Origin of the sequence: Hymenobacter telluris, from assembly GCF_017313265.1 — a bacterium.
GTDB lineage: Bacteria > Bacteroidota > Bacteroidia > Cytophagales > Hymenobacteraceae > Hymenobacter > Hymenobacter telluris.
On record NZ_JAFLQZ010000004.1, the window covers coordinates 178,384 to 190,836 of the forward strand.

Below are 12,453 nucleotides of genomic sequence, written 5' to 3' on the forward strand. Positions count from 1 at the left end.
TCTCCACTATGATTCCGGAATACCGAGCCCGCTACAACCAGACTTTTACGCCGGAACGCTACCAGGAAATGCTGGCCGATGTGGAACGGCAGTTGCCGGGCCAACTGGAATTCCGGCTGGCTGAAACCCCGATTTTCGTGCCGGCTCAGCTGCGCGACAAGCTGGTGCAGGCCGGCGACGACATCATTCGGGTGATTCAGCGGCCCGACTTCAAGCAGCTAACCGAGGCGGCTATTCCGCCCCATCAGCGGGTACCCAACGAGGATGCGCACCCCACCTTTCTCACTTTCGACTTTGCTGTCTGCCGCGACGCGCAGGGCGAATTGGAGCCGCAGCTCATTGAAATGCAGGGCTTTCCGTCGCTCTACGCCTTCCAGACCTGGCAGCCCGGCCTGTACGCCGACCACTTCGACGTAGCTGAAGAAGTAACGCCCTACTTCAACGTAACGACGGATGCCGAGTACAAGGCCGAAATGCGCGAATTGCTGCTCGGCGACGGGCCCGCGGAGGAAACCATTCTGCTGGAGCTGTTTCCAGAGAAGCAGAAAACCCGCGTTGATTTCGCCCTGACCAAGCAGTTTTGGGGCATTGAAGCGGTGTGTATCACCAAGATTCGGAAGCGTGGCCGGCAGCTGTTCTACGAGAAAGACGGCCGCGAAATCCAGATTAAGCGCATCTACAACCGCATCATCTTCGATGAGTTGGAGCGCTACCCCGACCTGCAAAGCGAATACCATCTCACCGACGACGTGGACGTAACCTGGGTAGGCCATCCCAACTGGTTTTTCCGCATCAGCAAGTACACACTGCCGCTCATCCAAAGCGCCTACTCGCCGCCCAGCTACTACCTGCACGAGCTTAGCACCTACCCCGCCGACCTGGAAAACTACGTGCTGAAGCCCCTCTTCTCCTTTGCCGGCGCGGGCGTGCGCCTGCACGTCACCGCCGCCGACCTCGACGCCCTCCCCGACAAGCAGAACTATCTGTTGCAACGCAAAGTGACCTACGAGCCCGCCATCCAGTCACCGGATGGGCTGGTGAAGTGCGAAATTCGGCTGCTCTACGTCTGGTTTCCCGATGCTGCGCAGCCCCGCCTACTCACCGGCCTAGGCCGCATGAGCCGCGGCGAAATGATTGGCGTCAATTTCAACAAGGACAAGGATTGGGTCGGCGGTACCTCACCGTTGTTTGAGCGGGGATGAGGTTATAAGAGTAAAAATTATCCTATGCAGGTAGACACAGAACAATCACTTGAACAAATAGAAAATGAGTATTGGGACGAGCCGACCTATGACTCATATTTAGTAAATACATGCCATGGTCTAAGGAAAAAGCCTCTCCAAGATTTTACCGTCGAAGACTTGCGCATAATGATAGGTCAAAACATTAGCCTCGATATACTTATACCAATAGCCTTCGACCAACTGAAACAAAATATAATGGCTGAAGGCAACTTTTATCCGGGGGATTTGCTTCAAAATATTCTACGAGTTGACAGATCTTACTGGCTGAGAAATCCCATTATTCATCGCAGATTGAATAAACTCTATAGAAACAACTTTCCTTCAATTGAGAAAAGAGTAGGCAAGTCGATTACTAAAACTGTTTTTAAAGAAATCATAGACAGTTTCGAAAAATTCAACAGGCTGAATGTGAGCTAATAACCACTCTGTAGAATAGAAACATTAGTTTTTAACTATAAACAGCAAGTAAGACACCAATGCTAAGGCGCGGCTGAAGTTTGCTCAATATCTACCCTCGCAAAGCACTTTACTGTTATTACAGCAGTATAACCCCCTTCACCCTACCCGCGTAAGCCCGAAGAAAACTTCATCATATGAATTCTCTCTTCGAAAAAGGGCTTTCCATCTCTAAAAACGCACTCTTCAGTGTATTTCTCAACCGCGCCGGCAAGCTGCTGGGGCGTCCGTTTCGGGCGGTGCTGGTGCTGAACGAGGTAGCCAACAAGCTCGCCAGCAAAGAAAGTGGCGACAACAAGTTTAAGCAGGTTTTCGACGTGGCCCGCACCCTTATTCGGCTGGTGCGCAACTACATCAGCGGCAGCTACCGCGAAGTGGAAACCGGCACTATCGTGTCGGGGCTGGCGGTGCTGCTCTACACCCTCTCGCCGATTGACTTAGTGCCGGATTTCGTGCCCGTAGTAGGCTTCCTAGATGATTTGGCGCTGATTAGCTGGTTTGTGGAGAAATTCCAGGGCGAAATCAGCCGCTTCCGCGAGTGGGAGAAAACCCACGCCACCGACGAAACCGACGACATTCCGGCCGCCTCCGCGCAACCCGCTTACGCCGCCTCCAACACCAACGCCGAAAATGCGCCGGCCGTAGCCGAAATGGGTCACTCGTAAACCCTGTCGATTCCTTTCCTTATTACCAAAAATGCCCAACCGTAGCTGGTTGGGCATTTTTGCTTATCAGAACTTTTTATAAAGCCCGTCATGCTGAGCTTGCCGAAGCATCTCTACCGCTTCGAACCAACCACGTTCTTCTTTCTGCCTCGACCTTCTCGAGCTTGCCGAAGCATCTCTACCGCTTCGTTGCAATAGCATTGTTCGGTAGAGATGCTTCGACTTCGCTCAGCATGACAGCCTGGAAAACACGCTGCCTTCTAGCTTCCCGTTGGGCCGAACCGTTCGGTACGGATGGCATCGTCGGGGAGGCCCTGGGCTTGGAGTAGGGTGGCGGCGCTTTCAACCAGGCCAGTTGGGCCGCAGATATAGCACTGGGGTGGGCCGGGCAGATGCGCTACGGCTTCGGTGAGCATGGCAGCATCGAGGCGGCGCTGGTAGCCGGTCCAGTTGGCGGGGGCTTGGCGGGTGTAGGTGAGCAGTAGCGTGAAGGCTGGGTCCGTTTGGGCCTGGGCTTCCAGCTCGTTCTGGTAAATCACCTCCTCGGGGCTACGCACGCTGAACAGCAAAACCACCGGATTGCGTAGCCCGGCGCGTTGGCGGTGGCGCAGCATAGCCATCAGCGGCACCACGCCCGAGCCGCCGCCTACCAGTAGCAACGGGGCATCAGGCGCCTTGGCCGGCCACACAAAGTAGCCACCAATCGGCCCCCGCACTTCCAGCTGGTCGCCCACTGCCACTCCTTCAAACAGGTAGCCCGATACCTCGCCTTCCTCGATTAGCTCGACGGTGAGTTCAATTTCGCCGGTTTGCTCCGGGGGCGAGGCAATGGAGTAGCTCCGCTCGGTTTGGTAGCCGTCGGGGGCGGTGAGGCGCAGGTCGTAGTGCTGGCCGGCGCGGTGGGGCGTCCAGTGGGGCAGGCGCAGCGTATAGGTTTTGACGCGCGGCGTTTCGGGCTTGATGGCTACTACGGTGCCTATTTGCCAATCCAGCCGGCTCACAGGCGGAAGCTGGTGGTGGAAGTTTCGGGTTCGTCGTCGTCGGTGCCGTAGCGCTGCTCCTTCCACGGGTCGCCGTACATGCTGTAGCCGGCGTCCTCCCAGAAACCAGGCTCGTCCTGGGCCATAAAGCGCAGCCCCTGCACCCATTTGGCGCTTTTCCAGAAGTAGAGATGCGGCACCACCAGCCGGGCCGGGCCACCGTGTTCGGCCGTTAGCGGCTTGCCTTCATATTCCAGCCCGATGAAAGCTTTGCCGTCGCGCAAATCGGCGAGGGGCAGGTTGGTGGTGTAGCCGCCGTAGGAAAACGCCATGACGAACTGTGCTTCCGGCTTGAGCTGCACGTGTTCCAGCAGCGTATCGAGGCTGACGCCGCGCCATTTGGTGTCGAACTTCGACCACTTCGTAACACAGTGAATATCGGGGTTGAAGCTCTGCTGCGGCAGCGCATTGAACTCGTTCCAGCTCCATTTCACTGGATTCTCCACCGCTCCTTCCAGCCGAAACTCCCAATTGGCCAGATTGATACGCGGTGTGGGGCCGGCCGTGAGTACCGGAAAATCCTTGGTTTCGTATTGGCCCGGTGGCAGCTTGTGCGCGCCATCGGTGGGCCGCTTGGCTTGGAAGCCTTTGTTGATGAATGCCATGCGTGAAGGAAGTTATAAGAGAACAAGCTAGGCCGTTGTGGGCGCACTTTACCTATGAAAAGCAGCGGCAATGTGCTGCCCGGCAAAGTACATAGCAATCAGGTAAGGATACTAATCCAACTTATGAAGCCGTAGCTAGCTTCCTCTTGACAAGCAATAGGAAAAATCGAAGTCTATAGCTGTAAAGAGAACACCAAGCCAAAACCCGTCATGCTGAGCGCAGTCGAAGCATCTCTACCGCTTCGTCTTCACGACAGAGAATTAGTTTGGCGGTAGAGATGCTTCGACTGCGCTCAGCATGACGTTCTGAGTAAGCAATGATTCTCAACTACCTCCTCTCCTAATTTGAGGAAAATTAGACCATTAGCATTTTGCTCTAACCTGCTCGGCTTCTTTCACATTGTGCGGGGCAAACAATAATTACAGGTAATACTCCTATCAGGGCCGTCAGATTCGAAAAATCAGTGAGTAGCTTTGTGTAGCCTTAGCCTGCGGCGAGGCGTTTACTTGGCGGCTGGCTCACGGGCAGGCGCTTATTTACTTCATGGGAGGCGGGATGCAGCTATGCGGCCCGGATTGGTGTTAGCTGCTTACTACTTCCAAAATTCACGCTCTATGCACACCCTTTCCCGGCTGGCGCTGCTGGTCCTTGCCTTTCTTACCCTAACGCCCCAAGCCCGCGCCGACGAAGGCATGTGGCTGCCGTTGCTGCTCAAGCAGCTCAACGAGGCCGACATGCAGAAAAAAGGCCTCAAACTCACCGCCGAACAGATTTACAGCGTCAACCAAGGCAGCCTCAAGGATGCAGTGGTACAGTTTGGCGGCGGCTGTACCGGCGAAATCATCAGCGCCGAGGGGCTGCTGCTCACCAACCACCATTGCGGTTACAGCCAGATTCAGCAGCATTCGTCGGTGGAGAATGACTACCTCACCAAGGGCTACTGGGCCATGAACCGGGAGCAGGAACTACCCAATCCGGGCCTGACGGCTACGTTTATTGTGCGCATGGAGGACGTAACCAGCCAGGTGCTGATGGGCGTACCGAAAACCAACGTGCAGGAAGTGGACCGCGAGAAACTGGTGCAAACCAACATCCAGCGCGTGGCGCAGGCCGCCGTGCAAGGCACGCACTACCAAGCGTTTATCCGGCCGTTCTACAACGGCAACGAATACTATATGTTTGTAACCGAGGTGTTTCAGGACATCCGGCTGGTGGGCGCGCCGCCGAGCAGCATCGGTAAATTCGGTGGCGACACCGACAACTGGGCCTGGCCCCGCCACACCGGCGACTTCAGCATTTTCCGCATCTACGCCGGCCCCGACAACAAGCCCGCGGCGTACTCCAAAGACAACGTGCCTTTTAAGCCGCGTCATCACCTGCCCATCTCGCTGGCTGGTGTGCAGCCCGGCGACTTCACGCTGGTGTTCGGCTTTCCGGGCCGCACCAACGAGTACCTGACCAGCTGGGGCGTGGAGGAAACCTACTCGGTATCGAACCCCGCCAAAATCAAGGTGCGCGACGCTAAGCTGAAGGTGCTGAATACTGACATGGCGGCTTCCGACAAAGTGCGGATTCAGTACGCGGCCAAGTACGCCAGCATTGCCAATTACTGGAAAAAGTGGATTGGCGAGAACCGGGGCCTGAAAAAGCTGGACGCCGTAACCCGCAAGCAGCAGCAGGAGACGGTGTTTCAGCAGTGGGCCAACAGCGGCGACGAAGCCCGCAAAGCCGCCTATGGCACCCTCCTGCCGCAGCTTCAGCGCAGCTACACCGCCGCCCGCGACTACACCCTGGCCCGCGACTACGTAACCGAAGCCGCCCTCGGCATCGAACTGATTGCTGTGACCAACAGCTTGTTGCCGCTGGCCGAAATGGTGGAAAACAAGGTACCCGCCGCCGAGCTGGCCACGGCCGTGGAGAAAGCCAAGAAAGGCACCGCCAATTTCTTCCGCAACTACAGCGCCCCCACCGACCGGAAAGTAGCCGTCGCGCTGCTGCCGCTCTACGCCACCGGCACGCCCACCGCACTGCTTCCAGCCTACGTGAAGGCGCTGCCCAAGCAATTTCCGGGCGCCGCAGGCTGGGCCACCTACGTGAACCAGCTGTATTCTACCTCGCGCCTGACCAGCAACGAAAGCGCCCAGGCCCTGCTCGATGAAGTGGCCAACGGCAACGCCCGTGCCTTGCTCGACGACCCGGCTGCCAAGCTGGCCTCCGCCATCACCAGCAACTACCGCACGGCCATTCTGCCCACCTACACCGCCGCCACCGACAACATTGCGCTACTCCAGCGTACCTACGTGGCCGGTTTGCGCCAGCAGCAGCCCGAGCGCACCTTCTACCCCGATGCTAACTCCACCCTGCGCGTCGCTTACGGCCAGGTGCAGCCCTACCAGCCCGCTGATGGCACCCAGTACGAGTTCTACACCACCCTCGACGGCATCATGGAAAAGGCCGACCCTACCAACCCCGAGTTTGAAGTTCCGGCTCGTCTTGCTGAGTTGTACCAGACCAAGGATTACGGCCCCTACGCATACAAAGGCAGCGTGCCCGTGGCCTTCATTGCCACTAACCACACCACCGGTGGCAACTCCGGCTCCCCCGTCATCAATGGCCGCGGCGAGCTAATTGGCACCAACTTCGACCGGAACTGGGAGGGCACCATGTCCGACATCATGTTCGACCCCGACCGGGTGCGCAACATCACGCTGGACGTACGCTACATGCTATTTGTGGTGGATAAGTTCGCCGGCGCCAAGCACTTGGTCAACGAAATGACCCTGGTTGACAATCCGAACGACGTGAAACCAGAATCGGGCAAGAAAGTGAAGAAGGTGAAAGTGAAGAAAGCCAACGCGAAAACGGCGGCGTAGCTTCTTGCCTGACGATTTAGAAAGACGGACCTTGCCTTAAGGCAGGGTTCGTCTTTTCTTTTATGTTTTCACCTGAAGTATTATCGGAGCTACAGAGTCTCACTCAATTGATTCCAGGTTTGTCCTCTTTACGAATTCGCTATACTACCTCCGCGCTACTCATTACTACTGGAATTATTGACCCGGAAGTGGCGCTGCCGTTTGGATGCGCCCCGTTTGTTGGAATAATTTTATGCTTGGTGTGCCTATGCGTCGTTTTTCTACACGGCTTCTGGATTTGGATTCCGTTCTTGATGATAGGCATTATTGCCTGCGGCTATATGCTGTTCTATGTTAACCGGCGCGTAAATGCCAGTCAGCACATAGCACCCGATTTCATTATAGACACCACTACCCGCTGGATAACCTTACCACCTGTTTATGGTTGGTGGCGGACAACTCCAGTTCCGGGTGTGCGGTTCGAAGATGTGACTGGTATTGAAGCAAAGCTGGTTCACCTTAATACTGGCTATGGTGAGCTTGCCCGGTTGGAATTCTCACTTCGCAATAAATCCTCTCACTCCATTATAAGCCTACCCAGCTACGCCGTTACCCAACAGCTAGCATCGGTTTTGCAGCAGATTATCCTAGGCACGGAAACCTTTCCTTGTTTACCCACACAACAGTAAACGCAAGCAACTGTCACATTTTCACTTATGAATCTACTGTTCCTGCGAGCTACTGTTTTTAGAATGGCTTTGTTGGTTGCTACTCTAGGTTGTTATCTGAGAAGCGCCGCTCTTTTTGCTGCACCGCCAGCACCTACCCAACCGCCCACCGCTGCCACCGTACTGCTCCTGCTCCGACCGGCCGCCGTTTTCGATGGCGAGACGCTGCACTCTGGCTGGGTGGTGCTGGTGGAAAACGACCGGATCCGGGCCGTAGGACCAGCCGCACAGCTAACGGCCCCGGCCGGTGCCCGCACACTGGAACTGCCGGGCCTTACCTTGCTGCCGGGGCTGATTGAGGGCCACTCGCACCTGCTGCTGCACCCCTACAACGAAACGCCCTGGAACGACCAGGTATTACTAGAATCAGAGGCGCTACGGGTGGCGCGGGCTACGGCGCACGCCCGCGCCACGCTGGCCGCCGGCTTCACTACCGCCCGCGACTTAGGCACCGAAGGTGCCGGCTATGCCGATGTTGGGTTGAAGCAGGCCATTGAGCAAGGCGTCATTCCGGGCCCGCGCCTGCTGGTTGCCACCCGTGCCCTCGTAGCTACCGGCAGCTACGGCCCTAAGCTTTCCGCCGACGTGGAGGTACCCCAGGGTGCCCAGGAAGCCGACGGCGTGGATGGCATCATTCGGGCGGTGCGGGAGCAAATCGGTAAAGGTGCCGACGTCATCAAGGTGTACGCCGACTACCGTTGGGGCCCGAACGAGCCCAGCCGCGCTACTTTCTCGCAGGACGAGCTGAACTTAATTGTGCAAACGGCCAACAGTGCCGGCCGCCCGGTAGTGGCTCACGCCAGCACGCCCGAAGGTATGCGCCGCGCCACCCTGTCCGGCGTGCAAACTATAGAGCACGGCGACAACGGCACCGCCGACGTGTTCAAGCTGATGAAGCAGCGCGGTGTGGCGCTCTGCCCTACCGTTGCGGCCGGCGACGCCATTTCGCAATATCGTGGCTGGCACAAAGGCCAAGGCCCGGAACCCGAGCGTATTCGCCAGAAACGGGAAAGCATGAAGCTGGCCCGCCAAAGCGGCGTGCAACTCGCTATGGGCGGCGACGTGGGCGTATTCGCGCACGGCGACAATGTGCGCGAAGCCGAGCTACTCGTCCGCGAATATGGCTTCACGCCGCTCGACGTGCTACGTGGCTTCACCAGCGGCAACGCCCGCATCTTCCAGCTCCCCGACCGGGGCCGCATCCAGCCCGGCCTCCTCGCCGACCTCGTGGCCGTAGCCGGCGACCCAACCCAGGACGTAGCCGCCCTCCGGCAGGTAAAGCTGGTGCTGAAAGGCGGCGTGGAAGTGAGGTAACCACCTGTCATTCCGAGCGGAGCGAGGAATCTGGATGAAGTCGTTGATACCGTTTCACCTAGATTCCTCGCTCCGCTCGGAATGACAGTAGTATACCGGTGTTTTACCCCGGCCGCTCCACGCCTAGCGCCTGTAGCTGCTCGGCGTACTTGTCGTAGATAACCCGCAGGTCGGCGCCGTGCTTGTCGGCATCTACCCCGATGCTGACGTTGCTGGTGTGGAAGCGGTGCAGGTGGCTGATGTGGGGCGAAATAATGGGCAGGTGGCCGGCCAGCAGGAACCGCACATACAGGTCGAGGTCTTCGGCCATTTCAATCGTCTCGTCGTAGCCGCCTACTTTCTCAAACAGGCTGCGCGAGTAGCATACATTGCCTTGGATGAAGTGCTCGGCTTTAAAGATGGCCTTGAGCATATCGGTAGTGGACTCGAAGCGCCAGGCGTAGTAATCTTCGCTGGGCAGGTAGCGCCGCTCTTCATCAACCCGCAGAAAATCAGCCACAAACCACGGCTGACCCGGGTGGCGCTGCACGAGGTCGGCGTAGTGGTAGAGGCAGCGCTGGAGCAGCACGTCGTCGTCGTCGAGGGGGACCAGCCAGGCGTCGGCGGGCGTTTCACGGATCAGCAGGTTGCGGGCGGGGCCGGGTGCCAGCTTGGTTGGCTGGCTGATGACGCGCACCGGGCCGTCTTTTTCGGTGGCGGTGTTCAGCCAGTTGGCGGTGTCGTCGGTGCTGCCGTTTTCAAGAATCAGGTGCTCGTATTGAATGTCGAGCGGAGCCGTGATGGTGGCGCGGACGCTGGCCACGGCTTCAGGTAAAAACTGGACGCGGTTGTAGGTCGGTGTGATAACCGTGAAGTGCATAGCAGGTAGTGCAAGAAGTAAAACGGCCGGCAGCATGCTGGCCTCGGAAGGCTCCCCAACGGCGGGGCTCCCTCTTATTCTGGTAGAAACTGGAAAAAGTTGCCCCCTGCCCTATCTGCTGTCAACTTTATACGCTGCCAGGCGTTAGTTGGCACTCAAGCTCCAGCTATGGCTAAGTTCGTTGTTACGCTGCATCTGCCAGTGGTTTTCTCTGAAGATTTTATAGCCCTCATTCCCCGCCACCGCGCCTTTATCAACCAGTTGATGGAAGATAATGTGGTGGAAACCTACGCCATAAGCGCCGACCGTACCCAAGGCTGGGTGACCATGAGCGGGCAGAATGAGGCAGTCATTCGGGATGCGGTACAGAAATTTCCGCTCTATCCGTTTTTTACCAAGGTGGAAATCCATGAACTGTTTCTCTTCGACAGCGCGCATGCCCGTTTCCCGCGCATCAGCCTAAATTAGGTGAGAAGAGACGAAATAAGTAGCTTGACTTCCTATCTGTTCTTCGGTTACTCCGGCTAAACGCACCCAGCACTAGTTCACCACCAAGTCGGCGCGGTTTATGTAAAGGCGGCCGTGTAGTACCCTTTGTTTTCGCTTATCTATACTATGACGCGTTTTTTTCGGCTTGTGGCCTTTTTGCCTGTGAGTGCCGCGGTGCTAGGAGCCGCGCTGGCCTCCGCTCCTGTCCCCGCCGCCGACCGAATGACCACCGAGCAGTTGATGAGCCGGCTGAGCAGTTCCATCGAAAACCTGAAGACGCTGCGCTGCAACGTGCGCGCCCAGGAGCGCCTCAGCAACGGCAAATATCAGCAGGCGCGCACCCTTATGAAGATGACGTTCAGCCCGCAACGCATCTACCTCAAAAACGCCAAAGGCATTGAGGTGCTGTGGGTAAGCGGCCAAAACGACGGCGACGCCTGGGTGTACCCCAACAGCTTCCCCTACGTGACGCTGAGCTTGGACCCCAACGGCTCTATCATGCGCAAAAACCAGCACCACAGTGCCCTTGATGCCGGGTTTGGCACCATCTCCGACCTTATCCACGGCTCCGCCCAGCGCCGCGACCATAGCTTCGAGCGGAGTTTCCGCTACACCGGCGACTCCACCGTGGCGGGCCGGGCCTGCTACGTGCTGGTGTCCTCGTTTCCGCAGTTCAAGTACGTGACCTACAAAGCCGTAGCTGGCGACACGCCCGCCCGCATTGCCGATAAATTTGGGTGCGGCGAGTACCGCGTAATGGAACGCAACGGCCTAGACCCCGGCGAAGCCATTGCCGTGGGCCAGACGCTGCAAGTGCCCAATAGCTACGGCCGCCGCACCCTCGTCTGCGTCGATCAGAAGCTGATGCTGCCCACGGTAGTGGAAGTGCACGACGACAAAGGCCTGTTCGAAAAGTTCGAGTTCAGCGACATCGTGGCCAACCAGCCCATTCCTGCCGCCGAGTTCACCAAAGACTACCCGGACTACAAGCTGTAGAACGCGGATTTTGCAGATTAGTCGGATTCCGTGGATTTTGTGGACGATTGTAGACGAAACAGGCTTGCCAATATGGCAAGCCTGTTTCGTTAAATAGCATCAGCCCTGAATCGTCCACAAAAACCGCGGAATCCGACTAATCTGCAAAATCCGCGTTTCAGCGACGCATGGCTTTTTCGATTTCGTCCCACATGGGGGCCGGAATGGCTTCGAGCTTGTTGAATTCGCCGGCGCCGTTCAGCCATTCACCGCCGTCGAGGGTTACTACCTCGCCGTTCATGTAGGCCGCGAAATCCGACACCATGTAGGCCGCCAGATTAGCTAGCTCCTGATGGTCGCCGACGCGCTTGAGCGGGACGCTGGCGGCGGGGTCGAGCTTCTTGGCAAGCGGCTCGGGAAAGAGGCGGCTCCAGGCGCCTTCAGTGGGGAACGGACCGGGCGCAATGGCGTTAGAACGGATTCCGTATTTGGCCCACTCCACGGCCAAGGAGCGGGTCATGGCCAGCACGCCGGCTTTGGCAGCGGCTGAGGGTACCACATAGGCTGAGCCGACGGAGGCATAGGTAGTAACGATATTGAGGATGGTGCCGGGTTTCTGGTCGGCAATCCAGCGCTTCCCGAAGGCGAGCGTGCAGTTGTAGGAGCCGCGCAGCACGATGTCCACAATTACGTCGAACGCCTTGTGGCTCAGGCGTTCCGTGGGGCTGATAAAGTTGCCGGCTGCGTTGTTGAGCAGCACATCTACCCCGCCGAATGTGGCAATGGTTTGTTCGAGCAGCGCCTCTACTTCGTTGTACTTGCGTACGTCGCACTGCACGGCCAGTACGCTGCCGCCGGTTTGCTGGCGTAGCTCCTCGGCGGTTTTTTCCAGCACGTCGAGCTTGCGGCTGCTAATCACCACATTGGCCCCCAGCTGCAAAAAGTAGGTGGTCATGGCGCGCCCCAGGCCGGTACCGCCGCCCGTCACGACGATGGTTTTGCCTTGGAGTGCGTTGTCGCGGAGCATGGGTTGGGCGTAGGGATGGGAAGACATTGGGTAGGGAATAGTGGGAAAGGTGTAAGGTGCCAGTAAGCGGCTGCACACGGCGGGTTGTTTCGCCGCTCAAATAAAGGGCTTATTCCAGTAACTGTTCAGCACAGGTCGGCTGGTTTCTTACCGCGCCCCTATCCTTCCTGTTACGGCAGTAATGTTTTCAGAATTGCG

Annotated in this window: 12 protein-coding genes; 8 read left to right on the top strand and 4 right to left on the bottom strand. The window is 57.6% G+C overall.

Annotated features, from left to right (window positions below; genetic code table 11):
* Positions 1–8: 8 nt before the first annotated feature.
* The 3 genes from J0X19_RS08155 (at position 9) to J0X19_RS08165 (ending at position 2,365) form a co-directional block, all read left to right on the top strand.
* Positions 9–1,202, top strand: a complete 1,194-nt coding sequence (locus J0X19_RS08155) for a hypothetical protein (protein WP_206983736.1) — start codon at positions 9–11, stop codon at positions 1,200–1,202.
* Positions 1,203–1,226: 24 nt separating this feature from the next.
* On the top strand, positions 1,227–1,661 hold the full coding sequence (locus tag J0X19_RS25235; RefSeq protein WP_206983738.1) for a contact-dependent growth inhibition system immunity protein: 435 nt from the start codon (positions 1,227–1,229) through the stop codon (positions 1,659–1,661).
* A 176-nt stretch (positions 1,662–1,837) separates the two neighbouring features.
* Positions 1,838–2,365 carry a YkvA family protein gene (locus tag J0X19_RS08165; protein WP_206983740.1) on the top strand — a complete coding sequence of 176 codons (528 nt, stop codon included), beginning with the start codon at positions 1,838–1,840 and terminating at the stop codon, positions 2,363–2,365.
* Between the two features lie 260 nt (positions 2,366–2,625).
* On the opposite strand, the gene J0X19_RS08170 is transcribed toward J0X19_RS08165, so the two are convergent.
* Positions 2,626–3,366 (bottom strand): ferredoxin reductase, encoded by a 741-nt coding sequence (locus tag J0X19_RS08170; RefSeq protein ID WP_206983741.1) that lies wholly within the window; start codon positions 3,364–3,366, stop codon positions 2,626–2,628.
* Positions 3,363–4,010 carry a sulfite oxidase-like oxidoreductase gene (locus tag J0X19_RS08175; protein WP_206983744.1) on the bottom strand — a complete coding sequence of 216 codons (648 nt, stop codon included), beginning with the start codon at positions 4,008–4,010 and terminating at the stop codon, positions 3,363–3,365. The genes J0X19_RS08170 and J0X19_RS08175 overlap by 4 nt, the downstream gene beginning before the upstream one ends.
* A gap of 615 nt (positions 4,011–4,625) precedes the next feature.
* Between J0X19_RS08175 and J0X19_RS08180 the strand changes: the two genes are divergently transcribed.
* The 3 genes from J0X19_RS08180 to J0X19_RS08190 all read left to right on the top strand — a co-directional run bounded on the left by J0X19_RS08180 (position 4,626) and on the right by J0X19_RS08190 (position 8,905).
* Positions 4,626–6,884, top strand: a complete 2,259-nt coding sequence (locus J0X19_RS08180; RefSeq protein WP_206983746.1) for a S46 family peptidase — start codon at positions 4,626–4,628, stop codon at positions 6,882–6,884.
* Between the two features lie 62 nt (positions 6,885–6,946).
* On the top strand, positions 6,947–7,552 hold the full coding sequence (locus J0X19_RS08185; protein WP_206983748.1) for a hypothetical protein: 606 nt from the start codon (positions 6,947–6,949) through the stop codon (positions 7,550–7,552).
* A gap of 63 nt (positions 7,553–7,615) precedes the next feature.
* Positions 7,616–8,905 (top strand): metal-dependent hydrolase family protein, encoded by a 1,290-nt coding sequence (locus J0X19_RS08190; protein WP_206983750.1) that lies wholly within the window; start codon positions 7,616–7,618, stop codon positions 8,903–8,905.
* Positions 8,906–9,008: 103 nt separating this feature from the next.
* Here J0X19_RS08190 and J0X19_RS08195 read toward each other — a convergent pair whose 3' ends face one another.
* Positions 9,009–9,764, bottom strand: coding sequence for a glycosyltransferase family 2 protein (locus J0X19_RS08195; RefSeq protein WP_206983751.1), 756 nt, complete (start codon positions 9,762–9,764; stop codon positions 9,009–9,011).
* Positions 9,765–9,932: 168 nt separating this feature from the next.
* Between J0X19_RS08195 and J0X19_RS08200 the strand changes: the two genes are divergently transcribed.
* Complete coding sequence (locus J0X19_RS08200; protein ID WP_206983753.1) at positions 9,933–10,232, top strand: hypothetical protein; 300 nt, start codon at positions 9,933–9,935, stop codon at positions 10,230–10,232.
* 147 nt (positions 10,233–10,379) lie between these two features.
* On the top strand, positions 10,380–11,249 hold the full coding sequence (locus J0X19_RS08205; protein ID WP_206983755.1) for a DUF1571 domain-containing protein: 870 nt from the start codon (positions 10,380–10,382) through the stop codon (positions 11,247–11,249).
* 157 nt (positions 11,250–11,406) lie between these two features.
* On the opposite strand, the gene J0X19_RS08210 is transcribed toward J0X19_RS08205, so the two are convergent.
* On the bottom strand, positions 11,407–12,282 hold the full coding sequence (locus J0X19_RS08210; RefSeq protein WP_242582294.1) for an SDR family oxidoreductase: 876 nt from the start codon (positions 12,280–12,282) through the stop codon (positions 11,407–11,409).
* Positions 12,283–12,453: the final 171 nt, after the last annotated feature.

Coding starts and splice junctions, on each gene's coding strand:
- J0X19_RS08155 (WP_206983736.1), top strand. CDS start 9: ATGATTCCGGAATACCGAGCCCGCTACAACCAGACTTTTACGCCGGAA.
- J0X19_RS25235 (WP_206983738.1), top strand. CDS start 1,227: ATGCAGGTAGACACAGAACAATCACTTGAACAAATAGAAAATGAGTAT.
- J0X19_RS08165 (WP_206983740.1), top strand. CDS start 1,838: ATGAATTCTCTCTTCGAAAAAGGGCTTTCCATCTCTAAAAACGCACTC.
- J0X19_RS08175 (WP_206983744.1), bottom strand. CDS start 4,010: ATGGCATTCATCAACAAAGGCTTCCAAGCCAAGCGGCCCACCGATGGC.
- J0X19_RS08180 (WP_206983746.1), top strand. CDS start 4,626: ATGCACACCCTTTCCCGGCTGGCGCTGCTGGTCCTTGCCTTTCTTACC.
- J0X19_RS08185 (WP_206983748.1), top strand. CDS start 6,947: ATGTTTTCACCTGAAGTATTATCGGAGCTACAGAGTCTCACTCAATTG.
- J0X19_RS08190 (WP_206983750.1), top strand. CDS start 7,616: ATGGCTTTGTTGGTTGCTACTCTAGGTTGTTATCTGAGAAGCGCCGCT.
- J0X19_RS08195 (WP_206983751.1), bottom strand. CDS start 9,764: ATGCACTTCACGGTTATCACACCGACCTACAACCGCGTCCAGTTTTTA.
- J0X19_RS08200 (WP_206983753.1), top strand. CDS start 9,933: ATGGCTAAGTTCGTTGTTACGCTGCATCTGCCAGTGGTTTTCTCTGAA.
- J0X19_RS08205 (WP_206983755.1), top strand. CDS start 10,380: ATGACGCGTTTTTTTCGGCTTGTGGCCTTTTTGCCTGTGAGTGCCGCG.
- J0X19_RS08210 (WP_242582294.1), bottom strand. CDS start 12,282: ATGTCTTCCCATCCCTACGCCCAACCCATGCTCCGCGACAACGCACTC.